16 protein-coding genes and 1 riboswitch are annotated in these 15,549 nt (G+C 36.5%); of the genes, 9 read left to right on the top strand and 7 right to left on the bottom strand.

Features of this window, described 5'->3' with window-relative positions:
• Nucleotides 1-129 precede the first annotated feature (129 nt).
• On the top strand, nucleotides 130-378 hold the full coding sequence (locus tag H3Z82_RS15910) for a GIY-YIG nuclease family protein (protein ID WP_182206488.1): 249 nt from the start codon (nucleotides 130-132) through the stop codon (nucleotides 376-378).
• Nucleotides 379-929: 551 nt separating this feature from the next.
• Here the strand turns inward: H3Z82_RS15910 and H3Z82_RS15905 are convergent.
• The 4 genes from H3Z82_RS15905 to H3Z82_RS15890 all read right to left on the bottom strand — a co-directional run bounded on the left by H3Z82_RS15905 (nucleotide 930) and on the right by H3Z82_RS15890 (nucleotide 3,328).
• Nucleotides 930-1,448, bottom strand: coding sequence for a DUF6557 family protein (locus H3Z82_RS15905; protein ID WP_182206487.1), 519 nt, complete (start codon nucleotides 1,446-1,448; stop codon nucleotides 930-932).
• Between the two features lie 63 nt (nucleotides 1,449-1,511).
• A complete protein-coding gene (locus H3Z82_RS15900; protein WP_182206486.1) occupies nucleotides 1,512-1,952 on the bottom strand; it encodes a hypothetical protein in 441 nt (146 codons plus the stop codon).
• A gap of 134 nt (nucleotides 1,953-2,086) precedes the next feature.
• Nucleotides 2,087-2,920 (bottom strand): 5' nucleotidase, NT5C type, encoded by an 834-nt coding sequence (locus H3Z82_RS19660; RefSeq protein ID WP_235982468.1) that lies wholly within the window; start codon nucleotides 2,918-2,920, stop codon nucleotides 2,087-2,089.
• Nucleotides 2,921-3,046: 126 nt separating this feature from the next.
• Nucleotides 3,047-3,328, bottom strand: a complete 282-nt coding sequence (locus H3Z82_RS15890) for a hypothetical protein (protein WP_182206485.1) — start codon at nucleotides 3,326-3,328, stop codon at nucleotides 3,047-3,049.
• Nucleotides 3,329-3,489: 161 nt separating this feature from the next.
• Nucleotides 3,490-3,586: riboswitch (SAM-I-IV-variant riboswitch) on the bottom strand.
• Between the two features lie 130 nt (nucleotides 3,587-3,716).
• Between H3Z82_RS15890 and H3Z82_RS15885 the strand changes: the two genes are divergently transcribed.
• A complete protein-coding gene (locus tag H3Z82_RS15885) occupies nucleotides 3,717-4,676 on the top strand; it encodes a metallophosphoesterase (protein WP_182206484.1) in 960 nt (319 codons plus the stop codon).
• Nucleotides 4,677-4,805: 129 nt separating this feature from the next.
• Here the strand turns inward: H3Z82_RS15885 and H3Z82_RS15880 are convergent, their stop codons facing one another.
• A complete protein-coding gene (locus H3Z82_RS15880) occupies nucleotides 4,806-5,243 on the bottom strand; it encodes a hypothetical protein (protein WP_182206483.1) in 438 nt (145 codons plus the stop codon).
• A 357-nt stretch (nucleotides 5,244-5,600) separates the two neighbouring features.
• Here H3Z82_RS15880 and H3Z82_RS15875 point away from each other — a divergent pair, with 357 nt between their 5' ends.
• Both H3Z82_RS15875 and H3Z82_RS15870 read left to right on the top strand, forming a co-directional pair.
• On the top strand, nucleotides 5,601-6,392 hold the full coding sequence (locus H3Z82_RS15875) for an N-formylglutamate amidohydrolase (RefSeq protein ID WP_182206482.1): 792 nt from the start codon (nucleotides 5,601-5,603) through the stop codon (nucleotides 6,390-6,392).
• Nucleotides 6,393-6,708: 316 nt separating this feature from the next.
• Nucleotides 6,709-7,149: a DsrE family protein gene (locus tag H3Z82_RS15870; RefSeq protein ID WP_182206481.1), complete on the top strand. Its 441-nt coding sequence runs from the start codon at nucleotides 6,709-6,711 to the stop codon at nucleotides 7,147-7,149.
• 112 nt (nucleotides 7,150-7,261) lie between these two features.
• Here H3Z82_RS15870 and H3Z82_RS15865 read toward each other — a convergent pair whose 3' ends face one another.
• Nucleotides 7,262-8,176, bottom strand: a complete 915-nt coding sequence (locus H3Z82_RS15865; protein WP_182206480.1) for a WD40 repeat domain-containing protein — start codon at nucleotides 8,174-8,176, stop codon at nucleotides 7,262-7,264.
• 262 nt (nucleotides 8,177-8,438) lie between these two features.
• Nucleotides 8,439-9,017, bottom strand: coding sequence for a ferritin (locus H3Z82_RS15860; protein WP_317172467.1), 579 nt, complete (start codon nucleotides 9,015-9,017; stop codon nucleotides 8,439-8,441).
• A 212-nt stretch (nucleotides 9,018-9,229) separates the two neighbouring features.
• On the opposite strand from H3Z82_RS15860, the gene H3Z82_RS15855 reads away from it, so the two are divergent.
• From H3Z82_RS15855 to pdeM, 5 genes are all read left to right on the top strand, one after another.
• Complete coding sequence (locus H3Z82_RS15855) at nucleotides 9,230-9,730, top strand: pyridoxamine 5'-phosphate oxidase family protein (protein WP_182206479.1); 501 nt, start codon at nucleotides 9,230-9,232, stop codon at nucleotides 9,728-9,730.
• A gap of 79 nt (nucleotides 9,731-9,809) precedes the next feature.
• The gene (locus H3Z82_RS15850) at nucleotides 9,810-10,826 is read left to right on the top strand and encodes a ligase-associated DNA damage response exonuclease (RefSeq protein ID WP_182206478.1); all 1,017 of its coding nucleotides are present in this window, start codon (nucleotides 9,810-9,812) and stop codon (nucleotides 10,824-10,826) included.
• Nucleotides 10,823-12,415 carry an ATP-dependent DNA ligase gene (locus tag H3Z82_RS15845; RefSeq protein WP_182206477.1) on the top strand — a complete coding sequence of 531 codons (1,593 nt, stop codon included), beginning with the start codon at nucleotides 10,823-10,825 and terminating at the stop codon, nucleotides 12,413-12,415. Before H3Z82_RS15850 ends, H3Z82_RS15845 begins: the two co-directional genes overlap by 4 nt.
• Nucleotides 12,412-14,871: a ligase-associated DNA damage response DEXH box helicase gene (locus H3Z82_RS15840; protein ID WP_262890705.1), complete on the top strand. Its 2,460-nt coding sequence runs from the start codon at nucleotides 12,412-12,414 to the stop codon at nucleotides 14,869-14,871. Before H3Z82_RS15845 ends, H3Z82_RS15840 begins: the two co-directional genes overlap by 4 nt.
• Nucleotides 14,868-15,518 carry a ligase-associated DNA damage response endonuclease PdeM gene (gene pdeM, locus H3Z82_RS15835; protein WP_182206476.1) on the top strand — a complete coding sequence of 217 codons (651 nt, stop codon included), beginning with the start codon at nucleotides 14,868-14,870 and terminating at the stop codon, nucleotides 15,516-15,518. Before H3Z82_RS15840 ends, pdeM begins: the two co-directional genes overlap by 4 nt.
• The last annotated feature ends 31 nt before the right edge of the window (nucleotides 15,519-15,549 follow it).

The following is a 15,549-nucleotide window of genomic DNA, read 5'->3' as shown; positions in this document are numbered from 1 at the left end:
CTCACACCCTTGAAAACCTTGCATAACGCAGGGTTTTCTCTTTTATGGACATTTCTTAAATTTTCGTTTTGCTGATTTATATGGCATCAAGAATGGCATTTGGTTTGCTTATTTTGCCTAAATTGGTGTATGTGCACTGTCTATATTTTATATTCATCTCAACTTAACAGATATTATATCGGTCATACCTGCGACGAAATGGATGAACGTATGAGGAAACACTTGACAGCTCACAAGGGCTTTACGGCAAGAGCGAAGGACTGGGAGATATTATATACTGAGATCCATCTAGACAAAAGTTCTGCTTATAGGCGAGAATTGGAAATTAAAGGATGGAAGAGTTCAAAGAAAATAAGGATTTTGATAGCTGAACAATAGAGCATCCCGACCCAAGTCGGGACGGTCATAGGTTCGAATCCTATCGGGCTCACTTAACGCAGAACTTCCATCAACCAACAGGTTGGTGGATTTTTTGTTTTACGAAATATGATAAAATGAATTTTTAAAGATATTTCACAAAACAAAAATCAGCTGTGTTTACAGCTGGTAGTTCTATTTTCACTTGGGGGTTATATAGGAAGTCAAATCCTATCGGGCTCACACCCTTGAAAACCTTGCATAACGCAGGGTTTTCTCATTTATGGACATCTCTTAAATTTTCGGTTTTGTTGATTTATATGGATTAAATCGGGATCAAGTCAAAAAGTTGTGGGATTTTAGGATTATGCATAAATTGTTGTAAGTCTGTATAGGAAGAATGGATCAAGCCCAATTATTGTGTTTATGCAAACATTGTGGTTAACCTATAAGCTATTCCTTATTTTTCAATTTTGTAGTAAAAAGAACGTAAAACACTTCAGGAAAGAGATAATGTCACAAGGATGTCGGAATTAATAACAATATCCATGGTCTTATCAATCAAGTTTACTTCATTCGCTATCTTCTTCATCACGCCATTTACTCAAAATCTTTTCAACGGAAGCCGTGACAGCATCACTCTCTTCTTTAGTCATTAATTCACGTTCCTTTTTGCTTTTTTCGATTTCATTGATTTTTTCTTGAATGGCTTCTTCTGTAAAGCCAACAAAAGTCATCTCATAAATGCAATGGACAATAATTTCTAATTCTGAAAAGTTAGCTAAGCTTTCTTTGCTGATATCCATTCCCAGCCATTTGCGCCAAGACACGAACTCTATACCTTGTGAATAGGTTTCTTCTTTGTTTTTTGGATATTTATGAAGTCCGGAAACATCAATATACGCGTCATCACCATTTCCTTCTTTGGTAATAACAATCGACACATCTATTGATTCGGGGGACATTGTCTTCAGTCTTTCAAATACGGCTTTATAGCCCACCATATCTTTTTTTGCATCGGGATAGGCTTCTATAAATAGGGGTATGATGGTTGGCCAAGTATTGGCGTTTAAAAGCTGCTTAAAAGTCATGATTATTAATTTGAAGTTAGTTTGGTTGTAATTTTTATTTTGGATTTTTATTGAAATAATTAGCTAATCGATAAATATTAAAAACTCATCTGGGTTTTCTAAATAATAATCAATTCCCATTAATAATTCAGTCTTACTCTTTAGCCGAATTAGCTCATTGAACAATTCATTTTCACCAACTTTCCAAGAGTACGATATTCGTTGAATAAAACTCGTTCCTTTGCCTTCCAACCCTGATAAATATTCATTGTTCACATTGATCTTATTAATGAAAAAATCAATTTTAGACTCATTAAATAATGCTCTCATTTTTTCGAAATGATTATTTAATGAATCTATTTCTTGCATCTTTGATTCTATACCCTGTTTAAAATACCAAGAATGGTTTTCGGTATCTTCAAGCTCTTGTTTTAAGGCTGAATACTTAATGATGAGCTCAGCTAAGCTGGAATCGCTTTTGTATTTCACTAATAGGTTTTCAATTTGGTTGAAGTTTAAAGCCATCTTAATTTAATTTAGAATGCACATGTTTTTCTTTACGGATAGAGTAAAAAAATGAGCTGTTCAAGTTTTTAATGATTAGTTTAGACTTATTCCCAATCTAAATGAAGATTAGGAACAATTGTTTTATTTACTAATTATGCGAGATTTTTCATATAAGCGATGACTGCTCTCCAATCGTCAAAACCTTTCCCATCTTCTTTGAAGTGAATATGTTTTCCAATAAACTTTCCCGCTCCATTTGCAGTACGATCATCAATAAGAAAGTCCCCTTTGGCTAAATGTTTGTTGTGTGACAGGATCAATCTTTTGTGAGACACATCTGGTAAATATTTTTTCACCCAGTGCAATTTGTCCTGCCAAGCCGAAGGATTATTCCAAGGTGCAGTCGATAAAATATAAGTGTCAAAATTTTTACATAACCATTTGTAAGCTTCAATAGCACCGTCGTTAGGCTCCATCAAAGAGAAAATTCCTGGAACTTCATCTAAATTACCTTCGTATTTTTCTTTCTCTTCTTCTGAAATTCTATCGATACCAGATTGGAAATTGACCAATACACCATCCATATCAACAAAAACAATTTGCTTCTCTTTTCTACTTTTAAGATCCAAGAGTTCTTTATAATTTTTGGTATGTCTAACCACTTCTTCACAAAAATAATCAGAGGAGATATCTGAAGCAGTGCCGCCATCATAATATGGACGCACTCCAAAAGCTTTTCTCTTTTTGTTAATCTGATCTATGTATGTCTGAGACATAGGATTAATCCCTCGAGATCTATCTTTTGAATCTGCTATAGAATCTCCCATGAAATCCCATTCTTCCCCAAATAAAGCACCTTTCAATTCTCTTACTTGGGTAGAAAAGTCAGTGCGTGTTCTTTGAACTTTTCTGAGTTGTTCAATTTCATAATCCGATAGATAATCTTGGTAATCATTTAAAATTTTTCCGATGGTCAATGTTTTCATATTTGGTTTTAGTTTAGTTTAAAAATTGGGTGTTAAATCTTTCGATGCGATAATCCTACTTTGACGAAAGTATTTTTAGTCTGCAATTAACTACCTCGAGGCAGGCTTCTGAGTATTAAATCTCGATTATCGAGTAAAATTGAAATTCACGAAGGTGTATTTGTCGCCTTTTTTGAAAGTCAATTGCGAATCTTCCTTTACTAATGCGGTACAAAGGGCAACCTCATGTTTAATTTGTTCTTCCGTTAAATTCGCAACATCATCATTAAAGAAGATCACGCTTTCTGCTGTTATTCCGTCCCAATGCCACTTTTGATAAATAACATCATAGTCTTCGATTTTGGCCTCAACACTGGTAATAATTTGTGTGTCTTCCTCAACTGGAATGTCTTTAAATTTTTTTGTCATAATTACTGTTTTTAGGTTAATTTATTATTTAGTTTAATTAGTTTTCAAGCGCTCATAACAGTTCCGCTCAGCGCCCTGCACAGAGCGTTTCTTTTGGAAACCTTTGAACTCTTTATTGTTGTGTTATGAAAACACAGTAATCGGTAAATACTTTAAAAAGGAATAAATCATATTTTTCCTAAAAGTAGGCTCATTGTTTTAGCACCTTCGCCTGTTTTGGCAGGTTGCTATCACTTAACGTGATTCGTAATGATATCTCAAATATAGGGAAAATATTTTGAATTTTCCTACAAATACGAATTAAACTTTATTCGCATTTTTCTCTATCAATTGTAAATGATATAACTATATTACTCGATTGTATAACTAATAATTCCTAACAAAAACAATGATTGACTTAATTGGAGATGTACACGGATACGCCGATGAACTTGAAGAATTACTTACCAAATTGGGCTATTCAAAAAAAGACAACTACTATTCGCATCCTGAAAGGAAAGCTTTATTTGTGGGCGACTATATTGATAGAGGCCCAAAAATTAGAGAGACTTTAGAGATCGTTAAACAAATGTCGGACAATGGAAGTGCGATTGCTTTAATGGGGAACCACGAGTATAATGCCCTTACTTTTCATTTTGAAAACCCTAAAGGTGGACACTTACGGGAACATTCCATAAAGAATATTCTTCAACATTATAATACACTTAATCAATTCCGAAATACAGAGGAGTTTCCAAATGGAGAAGAGGAGTGGGAAGCATATTTAGAATGGTTTAAAACCCTACCATTATTTTACGAAACAGAAATATTTAGGGCTGTGCACGCTTGCTGGGATTATAAAAGTATTGACTACTTAAAGAAACATTTACCTAATAATCGACTAACAGATGATTTGATTCATCAATCTGTGAATAAAGAAACAGAATTGTATGATGCTATTGAAAACACCTTAAAAGGGAAGGAGTTGTGCATGCCTGAAGGAATGTATTTCTTTGATGAGGACAACATTAAACGTAAGGAAATGAGATACAAATGGTGGGAAGACCTTTCTAAAATGACTTATGATAAGGTTAAAATGCATTCTATAGCTGAACTTCCAGAAGGAGCTATTGAATTGTCAGCTATAAAAGATAATGACTATTACAGAAAAGGCGACAAAAGTGTTTTCTTTGGTCATTATTGGTTGAAATTGGCAGAAACATCTAAAGATAAGCCTACATTATTTAGGGATAATATATGCTGTTTGGATTACAGTGTGGCCAAAGGAGGTCATTTAGTGGCCTATAGCTTCGATGATGAACTTAAATTGGATGAGCATAAATTTACATGGGTAAAAAAGATTGTATAATATAAGCGAGTAGATGCTCCGTTCTCTATATGGGAACGGAGCCTACTTCTTATATTATTTTCAGAATTCATTAATTTATCTGAATTTTTCATAGTCAAAATCGAGAAAACCAACTTCTCAAATGTTCAACTAATTAACAATAAAAATTAAAACTTCAATTGGAAGTTCTCCCGTAATGGTGTACAAAACGGTGTTGTAATTGCCTTTGCCTTGACGTAGATATTTCCCATCAAAGGTGTACAGAACAGTGTTGTAATCGCCTTTACCTTGTCGAATATATTCGCCATCCCAAGTACAGAGAACATCATTATAATCTCCTTTCCCCAATCTTAAATACTTACCGTCCCAAGTTGATAAAACCGTGTTGTAATCGCCTTTGCCTTGCCTAAAATATTTGCCGTCATAAGTGACTAAAACCGTATTATAGTCGCCTTTACCTTGTCTTAAATATTTTCCATCCCACGTATACAACACCTCGTTATAATCGCCTTTTCCCTGTCTAATATAGGTTTGCGCATCTACCCCGAGTGAGGAGAATATTAAGATAATAGATATGACAAGTTTCATATTGTGTTACTCTTTTAAATTTGACAAATAGAAATTTCTATTGACAGAATTCCGTGCGATTGAATTTTCTATAGCTCGAAAATCAAATATAGTTAAAAATCAACCTAAAGGATCTCAATACCAGCGCCAGTTCATTGTACATATAATTCACTTCTTCATATTTTGAATTTACTGTAACTATATTCAAATCTTGCCTGTAAGGTTATTTAGAAAATTCAATGTTATTCGAATGATATTTAAAACAATATAACCCATAGAGGGTTTGTACATTTAAGGATTTAACTATCTTCGATTTTTTTAAATATAACACACGGTGAAGCCGACGCCATATTTAGAAAAATTAAAATTGCAATTACTATGATAGGTTATAATACACTTTTGGGATTGGATTTATTTAGCGATGAGATTGAGGATTCTTATATTTTTCATATCCCACATTCTAAAACTGAAATACCCGACCAATTCAAATCCGATTTTGTGAGTACGGAATTAATGGAAAATGAAATTAAATTACTGACAGACTTCGCCACGGATGAAATCTTCACAATTGGTAGCTTGTCCAAAGTGGTATTCCCATATAGTAGGATTTTCTGTGATGTAGAACGACTTGATGATGAAAACGAGGTGATGTTTATGTATGGGCGTGGTTTTTACTACACAAAAACAGATAGTGGAGAATTACTTAGGGAAAACTCAAATGGAAACAAGGAGGTGATTTATAACGACTATTATCTCAAACATCATGAGGCGCTAACTAATCTTGTAGATCAAAAACTTAAAGATGGTAGATCTCCAGTGATTGTTGACTGCCATTCCTTCGCAAATACTCCATTTACATCTGATATTGAGCAAGGCCCTGATAGACCTGACTTTTGTATTGGTACAGATGCTTTTCACACCCCAAAATGGCTGATTGATATGGCGGTTGCGTATCTGACCAATCAGGGCTATTCAGTGAAAATAAATTACCCGTATGAAGGCACTATCGTTCCTATGAAACATTATCAAAAAAATGAAGATGTACAGAGCATAATGATAGAGATCAATAGAAAATTATATATGGACGATGGTGTTGTTAACGACAGCAAGATCAAAGAATTAAATCAATTGATGTCAGGCTTGTTTTTGGTGAATTATGAACCAGCCTAAATTGGAATGTATGATGTAATTTTTTAAAATCTACAATGAAATAGCTTAAACACTTCCGGGCTCACACCTTTTAAACCGCAATATATGGGAGTCTTCTAATTAGTAAGAAATTCTGAAACTTCTGAGGTTTTAAACATTTTTAAACACATTAAATTTCTCTAAGATTTTCATTATAGTCGCGTAAATTTCAAAAATCACTTTTTAATTATAATCCATAGTTGGTAACCTAGGTTACCAAGAGAATCTTATTGAAGACTTATCTTTGCATATGTGATTTTAGTCACTAATAATAACTATAAACCCAAATAAAAAAAATATGAGAAATCAGTTTTTAATGGTCCTTTTCGTTTTTGTAGGATCTGTTTTGTACACCTCAGCAATTGCACAATCACTAAGTATTTCTGATGTTGAAAACTCCGTTAAGGCAGATGGAAAATATGCCATACTCGTTCCCAATGCCCGTTATTTTCAAGCAGCAGTCATGACAGGTAAAGAATTGAAAGGCAACAATCCGAAAATGGATTTTGAAATTGTCATTATCAGTGCAGCGGCAAAAGATTTAGCAACCGATGAGAACTTGACCTCGTTTATCGAAATCAGTGAAAAAGTGGGCATTCGCATAGTTGTTTGTGAGTCGGCAATGAACCATTTTGGAGTAAAAAAATCTGATTACCATAGTACTATTAATACAACCCCTGACGGTTTCGCCTATATATTCGGTTTGCAGGAAAGCGGATTTAAAACAATTACATTATAAGAGCTTAAAAAATATTAAGGAAGTTTTTGCTTAACTATTGATAACAAAGTAGCTCAAGTTATGTCTACTTTTATAAAAAATGCCCCAAACCGCATCAAGCTTTTGGGGCATTTTAGTTGACTTGTATGTCCCATATCATAATCGTCCGATCGTCACTTGCTGAAATCAAATAATTATTATAAGTACTCCAGATCAATTTATTAACAGAAAATTGGTGGCCATCAAAGATTTCCTTATTAATTATTTCTAACAGTTCAAATGATATGGAATCCCAAATTTTCAAGGATTTATCACGGCTCGCTGTCGCAAATAAACTGGCATCTGGGCTGTATGCAATATCATAGATGGCCCATTCATGTGCGGGAATTGATTTTATGAGTACATAACTTCCCACTTCCCAGATGTTCAAATGTCCATCTCTTCCGCCTGTCAAAAGGAGTTTTCCATCAGGACTGAAACGCGCGATATTTGAGGACAATTGATGACCAATAATTACCTTTTTCTCAAGTAATGTATGTAAGTCAAGAATATAAATATTGCCATCTCCAGCTGTAATAGCCATTTCCGAACTCTTATTATTAAAGTCCAGATGACGCACTTTTTCATCGCTTAGCGTAACCAAATTGATTAATTCCAAACTGTCCAATGCATAAACTGCCATATGGCCATCTCCACCAAGGGTATAAAGACAATTGGTTTTTATAGAATAACGGATATTAAAAACCTGAGAGCTATGGTGTGTGAGAAGTTTTATTTCTTGATTGGTTTCTAAATCTACTATATGAACAATGCCATTCGAAGTACCGGCCAATAACCAATGTTTTTCTCGGATATGGCAAATAGAATACAAGGGTGCAGGAAAACGAACGACCAGCTTATCCATTTGACCGGTTTCTAAATTCCATTGTGCGATAACCTGATCTACACTTCCGGAAAAAATCAGATGATCATCTGTTCCTTTATCTAAAGCGTATATTGCCGCTTTATGTCCCGTAAGTTGTGCTATTTTATGTACTTCAAAATTCATGGATGTGAAAATTATTCGTCTCAGTCTTCTAAAGATTGTGCTGAATATATAAACTAATCAATAACGCAAGATAAGCAACTAATTTTCATCAGAGTTTTCAAATTAACATTCTTGAAACCCTCATCATGTTTTCACTCGAGTGGCTATAATCATAGCTTGATGATTATTCTGTTCATGTCTGTGTTTTCCCCATTTAATTGGGAAGTAGCGTACACAAAAAACCCTCAAGCGAGGGTTTTGTAAAGAATAAACTAAATAAGTATTATTCTGGATTGTCCATAGAGGCATCTCTTGCCAAGGGTGCTTCATCTGGAGCTTCAGCCATAAACTTGTCCAGATTGAATAGGGATTCATCCGTGGCTTTTGGTCCGCCGGCAATTTTAAGTTTATCCAACAAATCCATGACCATTTTTTCTTCTTCCATTTGTTCTTTCACGAACCACTGGGCAAAATTGTACGTGGCCCAATCGCGCTCTTCATGCGCCAGATTCACAATCTCATATATGGCAGTAGTATTGTCAACTTCATGTTTAAATGTTTTCTCAAAACAGTCTTGTAAGTTTTTCGGATCAGCAGGAGGTGCTTTTATTGCTGTTATTTTAACAGTGCCACCGCGCTGCATAATGTACTGAATCACCTTCATCATATGGTCACGCTCTTCGGCCACATGTCTGAAAAAGAAATTTGCAATCCCACCATAGCCTTCAGAATCTGCCCAACAGCCATAGCTTAAAAAAACCTGGGCTGCTTCAGCCTCTTTAGCGGCTTGCTTATTTAAAATGTCTTCTATTTTTTTTGATAATCTGTTGGTATCCATTGTTTCTGTATTTAAATTATCCATAAAATAAATCAATTTATCGAAGATGAATTACCTCATTCACCACAATTAAGTGTTGTATAGATTTATAGTAAACCAGATGTAGAAATTTTGTTTTTGGGGTATGATTTAATTGGATAGAATTATCCGCCTTTTCAATTGTTCACTAATTTTATAAAATCAAGAATCTCGGGGGTATTAAAACCCACTGGTGGGAATAAATTAAATAGAAAATTATGAGCACACAGAACTTATATAATGACGAGGCCAAGAAGAAGATTAAAGAGATGGCAGAAGACATCGACTTTACTATGATGGCTACCAATCTGAAGCAAACACCATTGCACATGATACCAATGAGCACAAAAAAAGTGGATGATCACGGACACATTTGGTTTTTGAGCAATAAAAATAGCACACACAATGAGAATTTGATGAACGACCCCAATCTTCATTTAATTTATGTCGATAAGAGTGATATGCAGTTCTTGAATGTTTACGGAACAGCCACCATCACCACTGATAGAAGGATGATTGATGAACTTTATGGTAAGTCTGACGATACTTGGTTTGATGGAAAAGACGATCCAAACATCACCGCTATCTCCGTAAAACCAACCGAAGCCTTTTATTGGGACCCGAAAAATAACAAACTCATTACTTTGGTCAAAATGGGTGTTGGTGCCGTTACTGGAGATCAACCTGATACTATGGATTTCGGAGAATTAAAGCCGTAATTATCGACAAATCGGAATTGAAATCGATTTATCCATTTCCATTCTACTTAATACATTTATTTCAGAAAGCAGAATACATTTGAAACTCGTTAAATTCACAAAAAAAGGCATTTACTGCATCCCCGGAAAATTTTATCTCGATCCGTGGTTGCCGGTAGATTATGCCATCATTTCTCACGGGCATGCGGATCATGCGCGAAACGGAATGAAATATTATTTGTGCCAAACGGATTCAAAAACCATTTTAAAGCATCGGCTCGGAGCAGATATTCAGATTGAATCTTTGAATTATAATGAGCCCAAAACTGTCAATGGGGTGCAGGTCAGTTTTCATCCTGCTGGTCATGTCATTGGATCTGCTCAAATACGATTGGAGTATAAAGGTTTTGTGGTGGTATTTACTGGCGATTATAAAGTAAAAAATGACCATCTGACGGTTCCTTTTGAGCCTATCAAATGTCACGAATTTATTACAGAAAGCACATTTGGTCTCCCCATTTATAATTGGCTGAGTGAGGCCCAATTGCAGCAACAAATGCACGATTGGGTTTTGAAAAATCAATCGCATAATCGAACCAGCGTCTTTTTGGGATATTCCTTAGGGAAGGCGCAACGCATTATGAAACTTATGGAAGGTGTGGATAAAATGTACGTTCACTCGGCTATCCATAATCTTAACAGGGCCATTGAAGGTTCAGGAATTCTGCTTCCGCAGACTCATTTGCTCAACTACGATTTTAAAAAAGAAGACCTTCAAAATAAGATCATCATTATGCCACCCGGCCTGTTGGGATCAAAATTATTGAAGAAGATTCCAAATGCTGCCACTGCTATTTGTTCGGGATGGATGCAAATTAGAGGTAATAGACGCTGGCAAGCTGTAGATGCCGGATTTGCCGTCAGTGATCATGCTGATTGGAACGGCTTAATGTCTGCCGTAAAAGCTACCGAAGCCGAAAAAGTTTATGTGACCCACGGCAGCCAAGCCACTTTTTCAAAATATCTGAATGAGATCGGAATTCCTTCTGCGGAAGTGAAAACAGAATACGGTGCTGAAGATGACGACAAGGAACTCGAAAAAAAGGAAGCCTCATGAAGCATTTTTCTGAACTTATCAGCGCGATTGAAATCACCAATAAAACCAATTCAAAGATTGATGCCTTGGTGGACTATCTCAAAGCTGCTCCAGAAAAAGACAAGCTTTGGATAATCACCTTATTTACAGGTAAACGTCCTTCAAGACCTGTGAAAACATCCCTGATGCGTCAATGGTGTATGGAAATTACCGGATATCCTGAATGGCTCTTTTTGGAAAGCTATAGCAGTGTGGGCGACTTGGGTGAAACTATTGCTTTGATGCTTCCTGACCCAACACATCATATTGAAAAACCGTTAAGTGTTTGGATGGAAGAATTGATTGCTCTACGGCCAAAATCTGATTTAGAAAAAAAGGATTATGTACTCAATGCGTGGTCGGGCCTGGAGATGCAAGAGCGACTAATTTTCAATAAATTGATTGGTGGAAGTTTTCGAATTGGCGTTTCTAAAAAAACCTTGGTCAATGCCTTGTCCAAATATTCGGGAATTGATGCCAATCGGCTTATGCATAGTATTATTGGAAATTGGGACATCAATAGTATCAGTTTTGATGACTTGATTCAAGGTGAACACATCAATTATGATAACTCCAAACCATATCCGTTTTGCTTAGCCTATGCTTTGGAAAAGGAACTGCCAGAATTGGGTGATCCTGAAGATTGGCAAGTGGAATATAAATGGGACGGCATTAGAGGTCAAATAGTTAAACGCAACGACGAGATTTTTATCTGGTCACGGGGTGAAGAATTGGTCACGAGCCAGTTTCCTGAATTGGTGAGTGCTATGGAGACTTTTAAGGAAAATTTTGTCATTGATGGCGAAATATTGGCACTCAAAGACAACGCCGTTTTGTTGTTCAACGATTTACAAAAACGGCTCAATCGGAAGAACGTCAGCAAAAAAATGTTGGAAGAAATTCCGGTGGGGTTTTATGTGTATGATATTTTGGAATGGAATGGCCAAGACATTCGTACACAACCAATGACCTATCGGCGTGAAACTTTAGAGACTTTATTGGCATCTCAAACCTTGCCTAATCATATTTTAATTTCTGAAATTATTACATTTAATGAATGGAGTGAGTTGGATGCTATCAGAAATAAAGCGCGTGATTTCAATAGTGAAGGATTAATGCTAAAACAGAAAAACTCACCATATCATACCGGGCGTAAAAAAGGCGATTGGTGGAAATGGAAAGTCGATCCATTAACAATTGATGCCGTTATGATTTATGCTCAAAAGGGTAGTGGAAGGCGAAGCTCAAAATATACCGATTATACTTTTGCGGTTAAAAAGGATGATGGCTTAGTCACTGTGGCCAAAGCCTATTCGGGGCTGACCGATGTTGAAATCACTGAGATTTCAAGATTCGTCAATAAAAATGCCATTGAAAAATTTGGTCCTGTTCGAACCGTGAAACCTGAATTGGTTTTTGAAATTGCCTTTGAGGGTATTGCACTTAGCAACCGTCATAAATCTGGGGTAGCTCTAAGATTCCCACGGATATTAAGATGGCGACGCGATAAAACCGTCGATGAAATTGACACCATTGAACAAGTTAAACAACTAATCACAAATCCAACTTGAAAGACGTTCAGGACTCACAAGGCTATCAGATAGTTGCCGATTGGATGAAGAAGAAAGGGCAAAAGCCGTTCGATTTTCAGTTGCAAACCTGGAATCAATATCATAACGGTTACAGCGGCATGGTGGTGGCACCTACAGGTTTTGGAAAGACCTTTTCTGTGTTTTTGGCAGTCGTCATTGATTATCTCAATCAACCGGAAGCCTATAAAAAAGGTATGAAGTTGCTTTGGATAAGTCCGTTGCGATCGCTTGCTAAAGATTTGGCAAAAGCCATGACCGTTGCTGTAGAAGAAATTGGTTTGGATTGGCAAGTGGAAGTCAGAAATGGCGATACACCACAGAAAGATCGTCGCCGGCAGGAACGATTAATGCCAGACGTGTTGTTGACCACCCCAGAAACACTTCATATTTTATTCTCACAAAAAAATAACTCCCGATTTTTTAAAAATTTGCATTGTGTTGCGGTAGATGAGTGGCATGAATTATTAGGGTCCAAACGCGGGGTGCTAACCGAGTTGGCCATGTCCAGATTGTTGAGTCTTTCCAAATCCATGAAAATATTTGGAATTACGGCCACCATTGGTAATTTGGATGAAGCACAGAAGGTGTTGATTCCGTATAAAGACATCAAGACCAAGCGCATTGTTGCCAAAGAGAAAAAGAAAATCGACGTCGTTACCGTGCTCCCTGATGAAATTGAAGTCTTGCCTTGGGCAGGCCATATGGGTGTAAAGATGGCTTATAAAATCATTCCGATTATATACGAAAATAATACGACGCTAATTTTCACCAATACCAGGAACCAATCGGAAATTTGGTATCAGCAAATTTTAAAAATTGAACCGGATTTGGCGGGACAGATTGCCATTCATCACGGATCGATTGATGCGCAATTGCGCAACTGGATTGAAGAAGCTATTTCAGACGGACATCTCAAAGCAGTAGTCTGCACATCGTCTTTAGATTTAGGCGTGGATTTTAAACCAGTGGATTGTGTGATTCAAATTGGATCTCCAAAAGGTATTGCGCGGTTTATGCAACGGGCAGGACGTAGTGGGCATTCACCTTATGAAACCTCTAAAATTTATTTTGTGCCAACGCATTCGTTGGAATTGATAGAAGCTTCTGCGCTCAAACAGGCGGTGAAAGATAAGCGAATTGAAGCACGAGAACCTATGGTTTTGACATTTGATGTGCTCATTCAGTTTATGGTAACCCTTGCAGTTGGTGAAGGTTTTAATGAGAAAGAATTGTTTGCATCAATTCAGAAAGTCCATGCCTTTCATTATATGACCGAAGCCGATTGGCGTTGGGCGTTGCATTTTATTACCGAGGGTGGAAATACCTTAAAATCTTATGAAGAATACCACAAAGTTATTGTGGACGATGATGGACTGTATAAAGTAAAAAGCAGAAGGATTGCCATGTTGCATCGCATGAATATCGGTGCCATTGTTAGCGATGCCATGTTAAAAGTAAAATTTTTCTCTGGTGGATATATCGGCATGGTAGAAGAATACTTCATTTCGAAATTAAAACCCAATGATCACTTTATTTTGGCAGGCCGCGTGTTGGAAATGGTTACCATCAAGGATATGACCGTGTTGGTGAAGCGGAGCAAACGAAAGTCGGCCATCACCCCAAGTTGGATGGGAGGACGTTTACCTTTATCATCGTATTTAAGCCATTATTTACGTGAGAAATTAGCGGAGTCATTGCATCCAAAAACAACCGAAAAAGAACTCAAGTTTCTACACCCTTTGATTTCCCAACAGGAAAAGAATTCTCATATACCTGGAAAAGACGAATTTTTAATTGAAATGATTGAAACAAAAGATGGGCATCATGTGTTTATGTATCCGTTTGAAGGGCGACTGATTCATGAAGTGATGGCCGCTTTGATTGCCTATCGTTTAAGCTTGATAAAACCATTGACTTTTACCATTGCAATGAACGATTATGGTTTCGAACTATTGAGTGATCAAGCCATTCCAATTGATGAAGAGAACATCAAGGATATCTTATCCAAAGATAACTTAATGGAAGATGTTATTGGTAGCATCAATGCCTCAGAAATGGCTTCTCGAAAATTTAGGGATATTGCCGTTATTTCAGGTTTGGTGGTGCAAAGTCAGCCCGGAACGCGAAAGAATAACAAGAGCTTACAATCTTCTTCTGGATTGATTTTTAGGGTCTTGGAGGATTATGAGCCACAAAATTTATTATTGCGACAAGCTTACACCGAAGTTTTTAATGAACAATTGGAAGAAGTGCGTTTAAAAGATGCCTTTGAACGTATTTCTAAAAGTAAACTAATCCTTAAATTTGCAAAATCTTTCACACCATTAAGCTTTCCCATAAAAGTGGATAGCTTACGACAATCCTTGACCAGCGAAGATTTGGATGCGCGGATTAGACGGATTAGAGATGAGGTGCTGAAGCAAACGCAACTATGAGTATTATTACCAAAGACATTTCAATTCAAAATGAAGTTTTAACGCTGACCAACCAGCGTGCTCTTTTTTGGAAACAGCAGAAAACTTTGGTTTTATCCGACTTGCATATAGGGAAAACCGCTCATTTCAGAAAAGCTGGCATTCCGATTCCGTCGGCCATCTTGGACAATGATTTGAAGAAATTACAAGATTTAATCAACTGTTTTGAGGCGGAAATAGTCCTTGTGGTTGGCGACCTTTTTCATGCCGAAAACAATACGGATATCAATCAGTTTCAGAAGTTTATACAAGATAATCGAGAAGTCAGTTTTGAACTCATTAAAGGCAATCACGACCGTTTAAAAGATAACTTTTACAAATCACTGGGGATTACTGTTTTTAAAACTCATAAAGATGTGGACGCTTTCCGATTTGTGCATGATGAACAGCATTGTGGTGAGGATATCTTTTGCATTTCCGGACATACCCATCCAGGAGTGGTCATTAGAGGTAGAGGTAAGGTTTCGATTAAACTACCCTGTTATGAGGTTTCTGAGCATCGCTTAATTCTTCCAGCGTTTAGTGAATTTACGGGGCTGAACACAAAACGAACAATTGCTTCTGCCATTTGTTATGGTTTTACTGAAAAATCAGTATTTGAGATATGATTTGTCGTTAATGCGCACTTTACAAATTTCA

This window comes from Gelidibacter maritimus (assembly GCF_014062315.1).
Taxonomy (GTDB): Bacteria; Bacteroidota; Bacteroidia; order Flavobacteriales; family Flavobacteriaceae; genus Gelidibacter; species Gelidibacter maritimus.
Note: the sequence above shows the minus strand (reverse complement) of the source record. Positions and strands in the feature narration are given on the sequence as shown.

What these genes read in the sequence shown, in the direction of transcription:
- H3Z82_RS15910 (WP_182206488.1), top strand. Translation starts at nt 130, where the DNA reads ATGTGCACTGTCTATATTTTATATTCATCTCAACTTAACAGATATTAT.
- H3Z82_RS15905 (WP_182206487.1), bottom strand. Translation starts at nt 1,448, where the DNA reads ATGACTTTTAAGCAGCTTTTAAACGCCAATACTTGGCCAACCATCATA.
- H3Z82_RS15900 (WP_182206486.1), bottom strand. Translation starts at nt 1,952, where the DNA reads ATGGCTTTAAACTTCAACCAAATTGAAAACCTATTAGTGAAATACAAA.
- H3Z82_RS19660 (WP_235982468.1), bottom strand. Translation starts at nt 2,920, where the DNA reads ATGAAAACATTGACCATCGGAAAAATTTTAAATGATTACCAAGATTAT.
- H3Z82_RS15890 (WP_182206485.1), bottom strand. Translation starts at nt 3,328, where the DNA reads ATGACAAAAAAATTTAAAGACATTCCAGTTGAGGAAGACACACAAATT.
- H3Z82_RS15885 (WP_182206484.1), top strand. Translation starts at nt 3,717, where the DNA reads ATGATTGACTTAATTGGAGATGTACACGGATACGCCGATGAACTTGAA.
- H3Z82_RS15880 (WP_182206483.1), bottom strand. Translation starts at nt 5,243, where the DNA reads ATGAAACTTGTCATATCTATTATCTTAATATTCTCCTCACTCGGGGTA.
- H3Z82_RS15875 (WP_182206482.1), top strand. Translation starts at nt 5,601, where the DNA reads ATGATAGGTTATAATACACTTTTGGGATTGGATTTATTTAGCGATGAG.
- H3Z82_RS15870 (WP_182206481.1), top strand. Translation starts at nt 6,709, where the DNA reads ATGAGAAATCAGTTTTTAATGGTCCTTTTCGTTTTTGTAGGATCTGTT.
- H3Z82_RS15865 (WP_182206480.1), bottom strand. Translation starts at nt 8,176, where the DNA reads ATGAATTTTGAAGTACATAAAATAGCACAACTTACGGGACATAAAGCG.
- H3Z82_RS15860 (WP_317172467.1), bottom strand. Translation starts at nt 9,017, where the DNA reads ATGGATAATTTAAATACAGAAACAATGGATACCAACAGATTATCAAAA.
- H3Z82_RS15855 (WP_182206479.1), top strand. Translation starts at nt 9,230, where the DNA reads ATGAGCACACAGAACTTATATAATGACGAGGCCAAGAAGAAGATTAAA.
- H3Z82_RS15845 (WP_182206477.1), top strand. Translation starts at nt 10,823, where the DNA reads ATGAAGCATTTTTCTGAACTTATCAGCGCGATTGAAATCACCAATAAA.
- pdeM (WP_182206476.1), top strand. Translation starts at nt 14,868, where the DNA reads ATGAGTATTATTACCAAAGACATTTCAATTCAAAATGAAGTTTTAACG.